Annotated in this window: 11 protein-coding genes; 1 reads left to right on the top strand and 10 read right to left on the bottom strand. The window is 66.2% G+C overall.

Annotated features, from left to right (window positions below; translation table 11 throughout):
• Window positions 1-81: 81 nt before the first annotated feature.
• Window positions 82-4,785 (bottom strand): glutamate synthase-related protein, encoded by a 4,704-nt coding sequence (locus NP80_RS14620; protein WP_006400609.1) that lies wholly within the window; start codon window positions 4,783-4,785, stop codon window positions 82-84.
• Between the two features lie 289 nt (window positions 4,786-5,074).
• Entirely contained in the window at window positions 5,075-5,788 is a 714-nt protein-coding gene (locus NP80_RS14615; protein WP_006400610.1) for a transposase, read from the bottom strand.
• A gap of 192 nt (window positions 5,789-5,980) precedes the next feature.
• Between NP80_RS14615 and NP80_RS14610 the strand changes: the two genes are divergently transcribed.
• Window positions 5,981-6,712 carry an OmpW/AlkL family protein gene (locus NP80_RS14610; RefSeq protein ID WP_006406998.1) on the top strand — a complete coding sequence of 244 codons (732 nt, stop codon included), beginning with the start codon at window positions 5,981-5,983 and terminating at the stop codon, window positions 6,710-6,712.
• Window positions 6,713-6,852: 140 nt separating this feature from the next.
• Here NP80_RS14610 and ugpQ read toward each other — a convergent pair whose 3' ends face one another.
• The 8 genes from ugpQ to NP80_RS14570 form a co-directional block, all read right to left on the bottom strand.
• Window positions 6,853-7,629: a glycerophosphodiester phosphodiesterase gene (gene ugpQ, locus NP80_RS14605; RefSeq protein WP_006400612.1), complete on the bottom strand. Its 777-nt coding sequence runs from the start codon at window positions 7,627-7,629 to the stop codon at window positions 6,853-6,855.
• Between the two features lie 19 nt (window positions 7,630-7,648).
• Window positions 7,649-8,734, bottom strand: coding sequence for a sn-glycerol-3-phosphate import ATP-binding protein UgpC (locus NP80_RS14600; protein ID WP_045593833.1), 1,086 nt, complete (start codon window positions 8,732-8,734; stop codon window positions 7,649-7,651).
• A gap of 31 nt (window positions 8,735-8,765) precedes the next feature.
• Window positions 8,766-9,611 carry a sn-glycerol-3-phosphate ABC transporter permease UgpE gene (gene ugpE, locus NP80_RS14595; RefSeq protein WP_006407001.1) on the bottom strand — a complete coding sequence of 282 codons (846 nt, stop codon included), beginning with the start codon at window positions 9,609-9,611 and terminating at the stop codon, window positions 8,766-8,768.
• Window positions 9,608-10,492 (bottom strand): sn-glycerol-3-phosphate ABC transporter permease UgpA, encoded by an 885-nt coding sequence (gene ugpA, locus NP80_RS14590; RefSeq protein ID WP_035947782.1) that lies wholly within the window; start codon window positions 10,490-10,492, stop codon window positions 9,608-9,610. The genes ugpE and ugpA overlap by 4 nt, the downstream gene beginning before the upstream one ends.
• Window positions 10,493-10,584: 92 nt before the next feature.
• The gene (gene ugpB, locus NP80_RS14585; protein WP_006411272.1) at window positions 10,585-11,919 is read right to left on the bottom strand and encodes a sn-glycerol-3-phosphate ABC transporter substrate-binding protein UgpB; all 1,335 of its coding nucleotides are present in this window, start codon (window positions 11,917-11,919) and stop codon (window positions 10,585-10,587) included.
• An 88-nt stretch (window positions 11,920-12,007) separates the two neighbouring features.
• Window positions 12,008-13,192: a deoxyguanosinetriphosphate triphosphohydrolase gene (locus NP80_RS14580; protein ID WP_088927976.1), complete on the bottom strand. Its 1,185-nt coding sequence runs from the start codon at window positions 13,190-13,192 to the stop codon at window positions 12,008-12,010.
• Between the two features lie 64 nt (window positions 13,193-13,256).
• The gene (gene aroB / locus NP80_RS14575; protein WP_006400618.1) at window positions 13,257-14,336 is read right to left on the bottom strand and encodes a 3-dehydroquinate synthase; all 1,080 of its coding nucleotides are present in this window, start codon (window positions 14,334-14,336) and stop codon (window positions 13,257-13,259) included.
• Window positions 14,333-14,887 carry a shikimate kinase gene (locus tag NP80_RS14570; RefSeq protein ID WP_012467729.1) on the bottom strand — a complete coding sequence of 185 codons (555 nt, stop codon included), beginning with the start codon at window positions 14,885-14,887 and terminating at the stop codon, window positions 14,333-14,335. The genes aroB and NP80_RS14570 overlap by 4 nt, the downstream gene beginning before the upstream one ends.
• Window positions 14,888-14,897: the final 10 nt, after the last annotated feature.

Raw genomic sequence — 14,897 nt, 5'->3', positions numbered from 1 at the left:
TGCTCTTCTGTTCGATGTATCGGGTGGGGGAGCCGCGCGCGGCGTTCATGCGCGCGCGGCCTTCGCTATGTCGTTCGTCGCTCAGGCGGCCAGCGCTTCCTTCGCCGCCTTCTTCGCACCGATCTCGCCCAGCGCGCGCTTGTATTCGTGCGGGAACACCTTCACGAACTGGCGCCGCGCCGCGTCCCAGTTTTCCAGCAGCGACTTCGCGCGCGGCGAGCCGGTGAACTGGAAGTGACGCTCGACGAGCCCCTTGAGCAACGCTTCGTCGGTCATGCCCGCATGCCAGAGCGCGCGGTCGACCGTGCGCTCCTGCTCGGCCTGTTGCAGCACCGGATCGAGCGCGACCATCGACTTGTTGCACTTCGCGGCGAACGTGCCGTCCGGGTCGTACACGTAGGCCACGCCGCCCGACATGCCGGCCGCGAAGTTGCGCCCCGTCTCGCCGAGCACGACGACCGTGCCGCCCGTCATGTATTCGCAGCCGTGGTCGCCCGTGCCCTCGACGACCGCCGTCGCGCCCGAGTTGCGCACGCAGAAGCGTTCGCCCGCGACGCCGCGGAAGAAGGCTTCGCCTTCGAGCGCGCCGTACATCACCGTGTTGCCGCAGATGATGTTTTCCTCGGACTTGCCGCGGAAGTCGTTGGTCGGACGAATGATGATGCGGCCGCCCGACAGCCCCTTGCCGACGTAGTCGTTGCCGTCGCCGACGAGATCGAGCGTGACGCCCTTCGCGAGGAACGCGCCGAAGCTCTGGCCGGCCGTGCCCTTCAGCTGGATGTGCACGGCGTCGTCCGCGAGGCCGTCGTGGCCGTGCTTCTTCGCGATCACGCCCGACAGCATCGCGCCGACCGTGCGGTTCACGTTGCGCACCGGCTGGATGAACGACACATGCTCGCCGTTCTCGATCGCGGCCTTCGCCTTCTCGATCAGCACGTGGTCGAGCGCGCGCTCGAGCCCGTGATCCTGGCTTTCGACGTGGCGGCGGGCGACCTCCTCGCAGCCTTCCGGCTGGTAGAACACGCGCGAGAAGTCGAGCCCCTTCGCCTTCCAGTGCTCGATGCCCTTGCGCATGTCGAGCAGATCCGCGCGGCCGATCAGATCGTCGAACTTCGCGATGCCGAGCTGCGCCATGATCTCGCGCACTTCCTCGGCGACGAAGAAGAAGTAGTTGACGACGTGCTCGGGCTGGCCCTTGAACTTCGCACGCAGCACCGGATCCTGCGTCGCGACGCCGACCGGGCACGTGTTCAGGTGGCACTTGCGCATCATGATGCAGCCTTCGACGACGAGCGGCGCCGTCGCGAAGCCGAATTCGTCCGCGCCGAGCAGCGCGCCGATCACGACGTCGCGGCCGGTCTTCATCTGACCGTCGGCCTGCACGCGGATGCGCCCGCGCAGGCGGTTCAGCACGAGCGTCTGCTGCGTTTCCGCGAGGCCGAGCTCCCACGGCGTGCCCGCATGCTTGACCGACGACAGCGGCGATGCGCCGGTGCCGCCGTCGTGGCCGGCGATCACGACGTGATCGGCCTTCGCCTTCGCGACACCTGCGGCGACCGTGCCGACGCCCACTTCCGACACGAGCTTCACCGAGATGCTCGCGGCCGGGTTCACGTTTTTCAGGTCGTGAATCAGCTGCGCGAGATCCTCGATCGAGTAGATGTCGTGGTGCGGCGGCGGCGAAATCAGGCCGACGCCCGGCACCGAATAACGCAGCTTGCCGATGTACTCGGACACCTTGTGGCCCGGCAGCTGGCCGCCTTCGCCCGGCTTCGCGCCCTGCGCCATCTTGATCTGGATCTGGTCGGCCGACGCGAGATACTCGGCCGTCACGCCGAAGCGGCCCGACGCGACCTGCTTGATCTTCGAGCGCAGCGAATCGCCTTCCTTCAGCGGAATGTCGGAGACGACTTCGTCGCCGATCACCGACTTCAGCGTCTCGCCGGCCTTGATCGGAATGCCGCGCAGCTCGTTGCGATAACGGTTCTCGTCTTCGCCGCCTTCGCCGGTGTTCGACTTGCCGCCGATCCGGTTCATCGCGATCGCGAGCGTCGCGTGCGCTTCGGTGCTGATCGAGCCGAGCGACATCGCGCCCGTCGCGAAGCGCTTGACGATTTCCTTCGCCGGTTCGACGTCGTCGATCGGGATCGCCTTGGTCGGCTGGACCTTGAACTCGAACAGCCCGCGGAACGTCATGTGACGCTTGGTCTGATCGTTGATCAGGTGCGCGTATTCCTTGTACGTCTGGTACGAATTGCTGCGCGTCGCGTGCTGCAGCTTCGCGATCGAGTCGGGCGTCCACATGTGGTCTTCGCCGCGCACGCGGTACGCGTACTCGCCGCCCGCGTCGAGCATGTCGCGCAGGACCGGGTTGTCGCCGAACGCGTCGCGGTGCAGGCGGATCGCCTCTTCCGCGACTTCGAACAGGCCGATCCCGCCGACCTTCGATGCGGTGCCCTTGAAGTACTTCTCGACGAGGTCGCTCGACAGGCCGAGCGCTTCGAAGATCTGCGCGCCCGTGTAGGACATGTACGTCGAGATGCCCATCTTCGACATCACTTTCTGCAGGCCCTTGCCGATCGCCTTCGTGAAGTTGTAGATGGCCTTCTCCGGCGACAGGTCGCCCGACAGCCCTTCGGCCATCTTCGCGAGCGTCTCCATCGCGAGGTACGGATGCACGGCTTCCGCGCCGTAGCCGGCGAGCAGCGCGAAGTGATGCGTTTCGCGCGCCGAGCCCGTTTCGACGACGAGACCCGTGCTCGTGCGCAGGCCTTGCTGGACGAGGTGCGTGTGGATCGCCGAGGTCGCGAGCAGCGCCGGAATCGCGACATGCTCGGCGTCCGTCTTGCGGTCCGACACGATCAGGATGTTGTAGCCGGATTTCACGGCGTCGACGGCTTCCGCGCACAGCGACGCGAGGCGAGCCTCGATGCCTTCCTTGCCCCACGCGACCGGGTAGCAGATGTTCAGCTCATACGCGCTGAACTTGCCGCCCGTGTATTGATCGATCGCGCGGATCTTCGCGATGTCCTTGAAGTCGAGCACCGGCTGCGACACTTCGAGACGCATCGGCGGGTTGATGTTGTTCGTGTCGAGCAGGTTCGGCTTCGGGCCGATGAACGACACGAGCGACATCACCATGTTCTCGCGGATCGGGTCGATCGGCGGATTCGTGACCTGCGCGAACAGCTGCTTGAAGTAGTGATAGAGCGTCTTGTTCTTGTTCGACATCACCGCGAGCGGCGAGTCGTTGCCCATCGAGCCGACCGCTTCCTCGCCCTGCTGCGCCATCGGCGCCATCAGGAACTTCAGGTCTTCCTGCGTGTAGCCGAACGCCTGCTGGCGATCGAGCAGCGACGCGCCCTGCGCGCGGCCGGCCGCGACTTCCTCGGCCTTCGGCTCGATCTCGTCGAGCTTGATGCGCACGGCGTCGATCCAGCTCTTGTACGGCTTCGCGTTCGCGAGATTGTCCTTGAGCTCCTTGTCGTCGATGATGCGGCCGTGTTCCATGTCGATCAGGAACATCTTGCCCGGCTGCAGACGCCACTTCTTGACGATCTTCGATTCCGGAATCGGCAGCGTGCCGGCTTCCGACGCCATGATCACGAGGTCGTCGTCCGTGACGATGTAGCGCGCCGGACGCAGCCCGTTACGGTCGAGCGTCGCGCCGATCTGACGGCCGTCGGTGAACGCGATCGCGGCCGGGCCGTCCCACGGCTCCATCATCGCGGCGTGATATTCGTAGAACGCGCGGCGGTTCTCGTCCATCAGCGTGTGCTGTTCCCACGCTTCCGGGATCATCATCATCACCGCGTGCACGAGCGGATAGCCGGCCATCACGAGCAGTTCGAGACAGTTGTCGAACGATGCGGTGTCCGACTGGCCCGGATAGATCAGCGGCCAGAGCTTCGGCAGATCGTCGCCGAGCACGTGCGACGCGATCGCGCCGGTGCGCGCGTTCAGCCAGTTCACGTTGCCCTTCACGGTGTTGATCTCGCCGTTGTGCGCGATCATCCGGTACGGGTGGGCAAGCTCCCACGCCGGGAACGTGTTGGTCGAGAAGCGCTGGTGCACGAGCGCGAGCGCCGACACGACGCGCTCGTCCTGCAGGTCGCGGTAGTACACGCCGACCTGGCCCGCGAGCAGCAGCCCCTTGTAGACGACCGTGCGCGCCGACATCGACGGCACGAAGTATTCCTTGCCGTGCTTGAGCTTGAGCGCCTGGATGCGGTGGCTCGCGGTCTTGCGGATCACGTACAGCTTCCGCTCGAGCGCGTCGGTCACCATGATGTCCTTGCCGCGGCCGATGAAGATCTGGCGGATCAGCGGCTCGCTGGCCTTTACGGCCGGCGAAATCGGCATCGTGTGGTCGACCGGCACGTCGCGCCAGCCGAGCACGACCTGCCCTTCGGCCTTCACCGTGCGCTCGAGCTCCTGCTCGCACGCGAGACGCGAGGCGTTTTCCTTCGGCAGGAAGATCATCCCCACCCCGTATTCGCCGGCCGGCGGCAGCGTCACGCCCTGCTTCGCCATCTCCTCGCGATAGAACGCGTCGGGAATCTGAATCAGGATGCCCGCGCCGTCGCCCATCAGCGGATCGGCGCCGACCGCGCCGCGGTGATCGAGGTTCTCGAGGATCTTCAGCCCTTGCTGAATGATCTCGTGGCTCTTCTTGCCCTTGATGTGGGCGACGAAGCCGACGCCGCAGGCGTCATGTTCGTTTTGCGGGTCGTAGAGACCTTGTGCGGCGGGCACCGCGGCGAGCGGCTGCTGGTGGTCGTTCATGGGGACACCGTCGTAAAGGGGCCCGGAGGGCCGTTGAACCATTTTGTTGTTTGCCGCCGATCCCGCTCCCGGCGGGAGACGGCGCGGCCGACGATGGAAGGGCGCGCTTCGCCCGGGCCACCGGAATTCGGAATATACGCGACGAATCAAAGGAATAGCAACAAAAACCGCTTGATCGAACGCCATTTAAAAGCGCGCCTTGATCTGGTGCTGTTTTATTGGGGACGTATCGTTTTGGTGCAAAAAGAAGCGGCGCCCGCAGCGCCGCTTCCGTGGCCGCCGTCGGCCCTTACTGCTGGATCGGCGGCGTGTTCTCGCGCACCTTTCTGGGGCGTCCGCGCGGCAGCGGCGACACGCGCCGATTGGCGGTGCGCGCAGCCCATTCGCGGTAGGTTTCGCCGCCGAGCACCCAGCCCTTCAGCGTCGCCTGCTGCAACTGGTCGGCCTGACGCTCGTCGAGCGGCTGCTCGCACAGCTCCTTGTAGGCGCGCTGCCGCTCGAACGGCGTGTTGCCGAGCGCCCAGTAGAGCGGATGGTCGGTGATCAGGCTGTCGACGGTGAGCCCGACGTGGTGCCGGTAGCTCGACCATCGGTATGCATCGGGCGTCGCGACGAGCTGCGCGCGCACCGGGCTCAATTCGACCACGCGGCTCGCGAGCAGGAAATAGCGTTCGCCTTCGATGACGGTCGCGCGGTAGCGGCCTTCCCACAGCGTGCCGCGCCGCGAGTAGCGCCGGTTGAAATGCGCGACGTAGCGGCGCCCCACCGCCTGCATCGCTTTCGGCAGGCTCGCCTCGTCGCTCGGCGTGACGAGCAGCTGAACCTGACGCGGCAGCAGCACGTAGGCGTGCACCGAGAGGTGATGATCGCGTGCGGCGGCCTTCAGACAATCGATGAAGAGTTCGTAGTCCTGGTCGTCAACGAACGCGGGTTGCTGATCCAGGCCGCGCAGTATCACGTGCTGCGGCTGGTCGGGTACGTAGAGTCGTGCTAACCGTGCCATGCTGAATGTCCGTTTGAACGCGTTAGGAAATACCCGGGGGTCCGAATGTGCGCACCTGCGTAGAATGCCCGCGCGGCGGTGCGCGAAAGCGTACGGTCGTACTAAACCTAGGGAGAAAACTCTAGCTTACGAGCTTGTTTGGTTTTAAACGCAGTCGTCATAATGAGCACGCCTTTGATCGGAGGAGACACAATGAAACGAAAACTGGCCATTACGGGGGCCGCGGCGCTCGCATTCGCACTGGCGGGCGGCACGGCACACGCACAATCTGCAGGTAGTTTTTACGTCAGCACCGGCTGGTTTCACCTGTCCCCGCAGGACAGCAGCGACCCGCTCTTTGTCTATGGCGTCGGCGGCACGCCCGTCAATCAGTCCGTTCCCAACACCGGTGCGGGCATCAACGATGCCGACACGCTCGGCCTGGCGACCGGCTACTTCCTCACCGACCACATTTCCACCGAATTCGTCCTCGGTGTGCCGCCGAAGTTCGACATCACCGGAAAAGGTCAGTTCGCGAACTTCGGCGTGCTCGGCCGCGCGTATCAGTGGAGCCCCGCACTGCTGCTGCGCTACCACTTCAACGACGCGAACGCGAAATTCCGCCCGTATGTCGGCATCGGCGCGACGTACGTCTGGTTCACCGGCGCGAAGATCACGAACACCGCGTTCGAGAACGGCGTGCTCGGCGGCCCCACCAGTGCAACGACGAGCAATCAGTGGGCCCCGGTCTTCAACGCAGGCTTCACGTACAACTTCACGAAGCACTGGTTCGCCGGCCTGTCGATTTCGTACGTGCCGGTGAGCGTCACCGCGACTTTCACCACCGCTCGCCGCACGCAGGTCGGCACGCTGACCGAAACCTCGAAAGCCCACATCTCGCTGAACCCGATCGTCACGTACCTGAACGTCGGCTACCGTTTCTAAGCGTAGTCGAATATTTGGGGAATGGTTAATCCCGCTGCAATTTGTAGCGGAATTTTCCCGCCGTAACGTCTCCGCGATGCAAAACGCCCCGGCCAAACCGCGCCGGGGCGTCGTCTTTTCGCGTCAGGCTCGTTGGCGCGCTAGGCCGCGCCCTGCACGACGTCGTCGAGCGCGTGCGGGCCGATCAGGTCGATCCGGTCCGTGCAGACCGCGTCGACACCCCAGCGCACCAGCTCACGCGCCCGCGCGAGGTCGTTCACCGTGTAAACCAGGATGCGCAGCCCGGCCGCCTTGATCGCGCGCACCTGCGTTTCGTCGAGACGCGTATGGTCGGCGTGCAGCGACACGCAGCCGAGCGCGTCGACGACCTGCGCGTGCCAGTCCGGCGGCACCGTTTCGTACAGCATCCCGCGCGGCAGCTCGGGCGCCGTCTCGCGCGCCTCGCGCAGCGCCTCGAACGAGAAGGACGACAGCAGCGGCGGCACCGCCGCGCCGCGCCAGTATGCGGCCGCATCGGCGGCCACGCGCCGCCCGGTGTCGCGCTCGCGGCCCGGGCACGGCTTGATCTCGACGTTCGCCGCGAGACCGAGCGCGATGCAGCGAGCGGCCGCCGCCTCGAGCGTCGGCATCCGCTCGCCGGCAAAGCGCGCGTCGCGCCACGCGCCCGCGTCGAGCGCCGCGAGCGCCGCATAGCGCATGCCTGCGGCGGCGCCCCGGCCGTTCGAGGTGCGCTCGACCGTGTCGTCGTGCAGCAGGAACGTGACGTCGTCGGCCGACAGCTTCGCGTCGAACTCGACCATGCGATGGCCGCGCCGCGCACCTTCGTCGAGCGCCGCGAGCGTGTTCTCGGGCGCGAGCGTGCCGCCGCCGCGGTGCGCGACCACGCGCGGATAGGGCCAGTCGGAGCGGGAAGTCATCGTCAGCCTCTCTGCGGATTCAGTCGGCGCGCCGGCCGGTTTCGGGATCGAAGAAATGCAGCCGGTGCGCAGGCAGGGCGACCGCCAGCGCGCTGCCGCGCGCCGGACGCTCCGCGTGCGGCAGCCGCACCGCGACGTCGTGACTGCCCCAGCGGCCGTGCGCGAGATTGTCGGCGCCGAGCAGTTCGCACGAATCGACCGGCAGCGTCGCGTGCGGGACGCCGGGCTGCGGCGTCATGTGTTCCGGACGCACGCCGAGCACCCAGTCGCGGCCGGTCGCGATCGCGCCGCCGATGCCGGGCGCGCCGGCCACCGGCAGCGCCGGCCCGCCGCCCGCGACGGTAAACGTCGCGCCGTCGTCCGACAGCCGGCCGTGCAGCAGATTCATCGCCGGCGATCCGATGAAGCCCGCGACGAACATCGTCGCCGGCCGTTCGTACACGTCGACCGGCGCGCCGATCTGCTCGGCGTAGCCGCGGTTCATCACGATCACGCGCTGCGCGAGCGTCATCGCCTCGATCTGGTCGTGCGTCACGTAGACGCTCGTCGTCGCGAGCCGCGCGTGCAGCCGCTGGATCTCGAGGCGCATCTGCACGCGCAGCTTCGCGTCGAGATTCGACAGCGGCTCGTCGAACAGAAACACCGACGGCTCGCGCACGATCGCACGCCCCATCGCGACGCGCTGCCGCTGACCGCCCGACAGCTCGCGCGGCCGCCGCGCGAGCAGCGCTTCGAGCTCGAGGATCTTCGCGGCCGCGGCGACGCGCGCGTCGATCGTCGCGCGGTCGATGCCGCGGATCTTCAGCCCATAGCCCATGTTCTGCGCGACCGTCATGTGCGGATACAGCGCGTAGTTCTGAAACACCATCGCAATGTCGCGATCCTTCGGCTCGAGCGCGTTCACGACGCGCCCGCCGATCGCGATCTCGCCGTCGGTCACGGTCTCGAGCCCCGCGATCATCCGCAGCAGCGTCGACTTGCCGCAACCCGACGGGCCCACCAGCACGATGAATTCGCCGTCGGCGATCTCCACGTCGATGCCGTGCAGCACGTGCTGCTTGCCGTCATACGATTTCCTGACGCCCTTCAAGCTCAGCGCAGCCATACCCGATCCATCTCCCGTTTGCGTGCGTCGTTCATTTTTCGGAGTCGACGAGGCCGCGCACGAACCAGCGCTGCATCGCCAGCACGACGACGAGCGGCGGCACCATCGCCAGCAGCGTCGCCGCCATTACGTATTGCCATTCGGTCGCCGCGTCGCCGCTCGCGATCATCGTCTTGATTCCGACCACCGCCGTCGACAGCGACGCCTCCGTCGTGATCAGGATCGGCCACAGATACTGGTTCCAGCCGTAGATGAACGTGATCACGAACAGCGCGGCGATGCTCGTCTTCGACAGCGGCAGCACGACGTCCCAGAAAAAGCGCAGCGGGCCCGCGCCGTCGATGCGCGCGGCGTCCATCAGCTCGTCGGGCAGCGTCATGAAGAACTGGCGGAACAGGAAGGTCGCGGTCGCCGACGCGATCAGCGGCAGCGTGAGCCCCGCATAGCTGTTCGTCAGATGCAGCGTCGACACGACCTGCACGGTCGGAAAGATCCGCACTTCGACCGGCAGCATCAGCGTGACGAAGATCAGCCAGAACGCGGCGTTGCGAAACGGAAAGCGGAAATAGACGATCGCGTACGCGGACAGGATCGACACCGCGATCTTGCCGACCGCGATCCCGAGCGCCATCGCGAAGCTGTTCAGCAGCAATCGGCCGAACGGCGCGGTCGTGCCGCCGCTGCCGTGCCCCCAGATGTACGCGACGTTCTCGAACAGATGCGTGCTCGGCACGAGCGACAGCGGCACCGTGAACACTTCCTGCGCGTTCATCGTCGCCGCGCAGAACGCGACGTACACCGGAAACACGATCAGCACGACGCCGGCGATCAGCACCGCGTGGCAGAACAGGTCGAAGCCCTTGCGATTCTCGATCATGCGTATTGCACCCTGCGTTCGACGAAGCGGAACTGGATCACGGTGAGCCCGACCACGATGATCATCAGCACGACCGACTGCGCGCCGGAGCTGCCGATGTCGAGGCCCTGAAAGCCTTCCGCGAAGATCTTGTAGATCAGCGTCTTCGTGCTCTGCGCCGGGCCGCCGCCGGTGGCGGCATCGATCACCGGAAACGTGTCGAAGAACGCGTAGACGAGATTCACGACGAGCAGGAAAAAGCTCGTCGGCGACAGGAGCGGCAGCACGATGTTGAAGAAGCGCCGCACCGGGCCCGCGCCGTCGATCGCGGCCGCCTCGATCAGCGAGCGCGGGATCGCCTGCAGCCCCGCGTAGAAGAACAGGAAGTTGTAGCTGACCTGCTTCCACACCGACGCCAGCACGACGAGGAACATCGCCTGCCCGCCGTTCAATGCATGGTTCCACACGATGCCCTGCTTCGCGAGCGCATACGTGACGAGCCCGATGCTCGGGTTGAACAGGAAGGCCCAAAGCACGGCCGCGATCGTCGGCGCGACCGCGTACGGCCAGATCAGCAGCGTGCGATACGCGCGCGCGCCGCGCGTCACGCGATCCGCACATGCGGCGAGCAGCAGCGACACGATCAGCCCGCTCACCGTGACGAGCGCACTGAACACCAGCGTCGTGCGAAACGAATCGAGATAGAGCGGATCCGCGAACAGGTGCGCGAAGTTCGCGAGGCCGACGAACTCGCTCGACGTGCCGAACGCGTCCTGCATCTGCGTCGACTGCCACAGCGCGACGCCGGCCGGCCAGAGGAAGAACACGGCGGTGATCGCGAGCTGCGGCGCGATCAGCAGATACGGCAGCAGGCTCGTGCCGAAACGGGAACGGGATTGCATCGCGGAGATCCGGTCAGACGAAACGGAAACGAAGCCGCGCCGCGGCGCGCGGCGCATGTGCGACGCGGCCCGCGGCACGGCGCGAGACGGGCTCAGCCGCCCGACTTCTCGAAGCGGCGCAGCAGTTCGTTGCCGCGCGACGCCGCCGCGTCGAGCGCGTCCTTCGGCGACTTCTTCTGCGCCCACACCTGCTCGAGCTCTTCGTCGACGACCGTGCGGATCTGCGGCATGTTGCCGAGGCGCAGCCCCTTCGTATAGGGCAGCGGCGGCTTGTTCAGCATCTGCTTGATCGCGGTTTCGGCGCTCGGATTCTTCGCATAGAAGCCCTGCTGGCGCGTGAGGTCGTAGGCGGCGGTCGTGACCGGCAGGTAGCCCGTCTCCTGGTGCCACTTCGCGGCGATCGGCGGCGACGCGAGGAACGCGAGGAATTTCGCGACCCCCTTGTACGTCGCCGGATCCTTGCCGGCCAGCACCCACAGGCTCGCGCCGCCGATGATCGCATTCTGCGGCGCGCCCTTCACGTTCGCGTCGTACGGCATCATCCCGGTGCCGTAGCTGAACTTCGCGAATTTCTGCACGTTCGCGAGCGCGCCCGACGACGTCGTCATGATGCCGCAGTCGCCGCTATAGAACTTCGCGGACGCCTCGTCCTTGCGGCCCGCGTATGTAAACGTGCCGTCCTTCGCCATCTCTTGCAGGAACGCGACGTGCGCAATCTGCTGCGGCTTGTTGAACTCGAGCACCGCGTCCGAGCCGTCGAAGCCGTTGTTGCGGCTCGCGAACGGCAGCGCATGCCACGCGCTGTAGTTCTCGAGCTGAATCCAGCCCTGCCAGCCCGTCGTGAAGCCGCACGTCATGCCGGCCTTGCGCAGCTTCTCCGAATCGGCCTTCACGTCCGCCCAGGTCTTCGGCGGCTGGTTCGGGTCGAGGCCGGCCTTCTTGAACGCGTCCTTGTTGTAGTACAGCACCGGCGTCGAGCTGTTGAACGGCATCGACACGAGATGGCCCGTCTTCGCGTCGCTGTAGTAGCTCGCGATCGTCGGCACGAACGCCTTTTCGTCGAGCGGCACGCCGGCCTGCCTGAACACGTCGTACACCGGCACGACGGCCTTCTTCGCCTGCATCATCGTGGCCGTGCCGACTTCGTACACCTGCAGGATCGCCGGCGCGTTGCCGCTGCGATAGGCGGCGATACCGGCCGCGAGCGTCTGGTCGTAGGTGCCCTTGAAGACCGGCACGATCTTGTAATCGCTCTGCGACGCGTTGAATTGCGTCGCCAGCTCGTTCACGCGCTCGCCGAGCGCGGCTTCCATCGCGTGCCAGAACTGGATCTCCGTCACCGCGAATGCCGCATGCTGCACACCGAACATCAGCGCGCCGCCGAGCACGATCGAACGAACCACGGTCCCCGCAGGCTTCTTCTTCATCGACCTCTCCTATGAAAACGTTACCAACAGCGTGTGCAAGCTTCCCGTCGCCATTGAACCGGCGAAGTCTAGTGATCGTTTATGACAGTCAGTTGTCGTTGATGACGAACAGCCGCTGGTACTCCTTCAGCGCGAACCGGTCGGTCATCCCGGCGATGTAATGCGCGACGAGACGCGGCTGCTGCGCGCGATCGTCGGACTGATAGGGCGGCGGCAGCAGGCGCGGATCGTCGATGAACGCATCGAACAGCCCGGTGACGACGCGCTGCGCCTTGCTCGCCATGCGCATCACCTTGTAGTGGCGATACAGGTTCTTGAATAGGAAACGCTTGAGCGCGGCCGCCTGCGCGGCCACGGGCTCGCTGTGCGATACGAGCGGCGGCGCCGCGCGCACGTCGTCGATCGATGCGGGCGCGACGCGCGCGAGATTGCGCGTCGTTTCGTCGATCAGGTCGACGATCAGCGTGTTGATGATGCGGCGCACCGTCTCGTGCACGAGGCGGCGGCCTTCGAGATGGGGAAACTCGGCGAGCGCCTGCTCGTAGTGGCGCTGCCACAGCTCGACTTCCGCGAGCTGCTCGATCGTGATCAGCCCCGAGCGCAGACCGTCGTCGACGTCGTGATTGTTGTAGGCGATCTCGTCCGCGATGTTCGCGAGCTGCGCTTCGAGCGACGGCTGCCGCCCCTGCAGGAAACGCTCGCCGAGCGCACCGAGCTTGCGCGCGTTCTCGCGCGAGCAATGCTTCAGGATCCCTTCGCGCGTTTCGAAACACAGGTTCAACCCGTTGAACGCGCCGTAATGTTCCTCGAGCTCGTCGACGACCGCGAGGCTCTGCAGGTTGTGTTCGAAGCCGCCGTATTCGCGCATGCAGGCATTCAGCGCATCCTGCCCGGCATGACCGAACGGCGTATGGCCGAGATCGTGCGCGAGCGAGATCGCTTCGACGAGATCCTCGTTCAGGCGCAGGTTCCGCGCGACCGAACGCGCGATCTGCGCGACTTCGAGGCTATGCGTGAGACGCGTGCGGAACAGGTCGCCTTCGTGATTGACGAATACCTGCGTCTTGTATTCGAGCCGGCGAAACGCGGTGGAGTGAACGATGCGGTCGCGGTCGCGCTGGAATTCGGTGCGTGCCGCGGGCGGCGCCTCCGGGTAGCGGCGGCCGCGCGATTGCGAGGCATGCGCGGCATACGGAGCGAGGTGGGCTTCCAGCGCCGCCAGCGTGGGCGGCTCGACGACGGCGGCGGCTGGGCCACGGCCGGTTTCGGGCAGATTGCGGCTGGATGTCTCGCTCACGTCTCCTCCATGTCAGGGGCGCCGGGCGTCCGGGGCCCGATTACCGGGTCGTATGCGCCAGTGTAGCGAACACCGCTTCGTCGGGCGCCTGCGTGATCAGCGTATCGCCGAAGCGCTTCAGCAAAATGAACTTGATCGCGCCGGCTTCGGCCTTCTTGTCGACGCGCATCAGCTCCATGTAACGCGCATCGCCGAGCGCCGGCCCGCGCGTCGGTAGATGCGCGGCCGCGATCACCGCGTCGAGCCGCTGCCGCGACGCGTCGTCGAGCAGCCCGAGCCGCACCGACAGATCGGCCGCCATCACCATCCCGCAGCCGACCGCCTCGCCGTGCAGCCATTCGCCGTAGCCGAGGCCCGCCTCGATCGCGTGGCCGAACGTATGTCCGAAATTGAGGATCGCGCGCAGGCCGCCCTCGCGCTCGTCGGCCGCGACGACGCTCGCCTTGATCTCGCACGACCGCTTCACCGCATGCGCAAGCGCCGCGGGATCGCGCCGGTTCAGCGCGTCGACGTTCGCCTCGATCCAGTCGAAGAATGCGGCATCGGCGATCGCGCCGGTCTTGATGACCTCGGCGATGCCGGCCGCGAGCTCGCGCTCGGGCAGCGTCGTCAGCGCGCCGATGTCGGCGATCACCGCCTGCGGCTGGTAAAACGCGCCGATCATGTTCTTGCCGAGCGGATGATTGATGCCCGTCTTGCCGCCGACCGACGAATCGACCTGCGACAGCAGCGTGGTCGGCACCTGGATGAACGGCACGCCGCGCATGTAGCAGGCGGCGGCAAAGCCCGTCATGTCGCCGATCACGCCGCCGCCGAGTGCGACGAGCGTCGTCTTGCGATCGGCGCGCTCGCCGAGCAGCCCGTCGAAAATGAGGTTCAGCGTTTCCCAGTTCTTGTAGGCTTCGCCGTCGGGCAGCACGACCGTCGACACGTGCTTGCCGAGCGGCGCGAGCGCCGCGCGCAGCGCGTCGCCGTAGAGCGGATCGACCGTCGTGTTCGTGACGATCGTCACCGACGAACCTTTGATGTGGGGAGCGAACAGCTCGGCGCGGCCGATCAGGCCGGCGCCAATGTGAATCGGGTAGGCGCGGTCGCCCAGATCGACGTTGACAGTAATCATGCTTGTAGCGGCTTGGCGACGACGCCCGCCAGTTCGAGTTGCATCAGCACCATGTTGACGAGACCGTTGACGGACGGGCGGCCCGTTTCGATCACGAAGTCCGCGCATTCGCGGTACAGCGGGTCGCGCACTTCGTAGAGCGCTTCGAGACGGGCCTTCGGATCGTCGGTCTGCAGCAGCGGACGGTTTTTGTCCTTGCGTGTGCGAAGCCACAGATCGTGCGGGTTGGCGCGCAGATAGACGACGATGCCGTTGCCTTTCAGGCATGCGCGATTCTCGGCCCGCAGCACCGCGCCGCCGCCCGTCGCGAGCACGATGTTCTCGCGCTGCGTGAGCTCGGCGATCATCTGCGCCTCGCGGTCGCGAAACCCGGCCTCGCCCTCCAGCTCGAAGATCACCGGAATGCGCGCGCCCGTGCGGGCCTCGATTTCGTGGTCGGAGTCGAAGAACGTCCTGTCGAGCCGGCGCGCGACCGCACGGCCCACGGTGGTCTTACCCGCTCCCATAAGGCCGACGAAAAATACGTTTGCATGTGGGTCCCGCGCTTGCAACGGCTTCCTC

This window comes from Burkholderia multivorans ATCC BAA-247 (assembly GCF_000959525.1).
Taxonomy (GTDB): domain Bacteria; phylum Pseudomonadota; class Gammaproteobacteria; order Burkholderiales; family Burkholderiaceae; genus Burkholderia; species Burkholderia multivorans.
Note: the sequence above shows the minus strand (reverse complement) of the source record. Positions and strands in the feature narration are given on the sequence as shown.

Bases quoted from the DNA above. Each gene is read 5' to 3' on its own strand.
- NP80_RS14615 (WP_006400610.1), bottom strand. From the start codon at position 5,788: ATGGCACGGTTAGCACGACTCTACGTACCCGACCAGCCGCAGCACGTG.
- NP80_RS14610 (WP_006406998.1), top strand. From the start codon at position 5,981: ATGAAACGAAAACTGGCCATTACGGGGGCCGCGGCGCTCGCATTCGCA.
- ugpE (WP_006407001.1), bottom strand. From the start codon at position 9,611: ATGATCGAGAATCGCAAGGGCTTCGACCTGTTCTGCCACGCGGTGCTG.
- ugpQ (WP_006400612.1), bottom strand. From the start codon at position 7,629: ATGACTTCCCGCTCCGACTGGCCCTATCCGCGCGTGGTCGCGCACCGC.
- ugpA (WP_035947782.1), bottom strand. From the start codon at position 10,492: ATGCAATCCCGTTCCCGTTTCGGCACGAGCCTGCTGCCGTATCTGCTG.
- ugpB (WP_006411272.1), bottom strand. From the start codon at position 11,919: ATGAAGAAGAAGCCTGCGGGGACCGTGGTTCGTTCGATCGTGCTCGGC.
- aroB (WP_006400618.1), bottom strand. From the start codon at position 14,336: ATGATTACTGTCAACGTCGATCTGGGCGACCGCGCCTACCCGATTCAC.
- NP80_RS14600 (WP_045593833.1), bottom strand. From the start codon at position 8,734: ATGGCTGCGCTGAGCTTGAAGGGCGTCAGGAAATCGTATGACGGCAAG.
- NP80_RS14620 (WP_006400609.1), bottom strand. From the start codon at position 4,785: ATGAACGACCACCAGCAGCCGCTCGCCGCGGTGCCCGCCGCACAAGGT.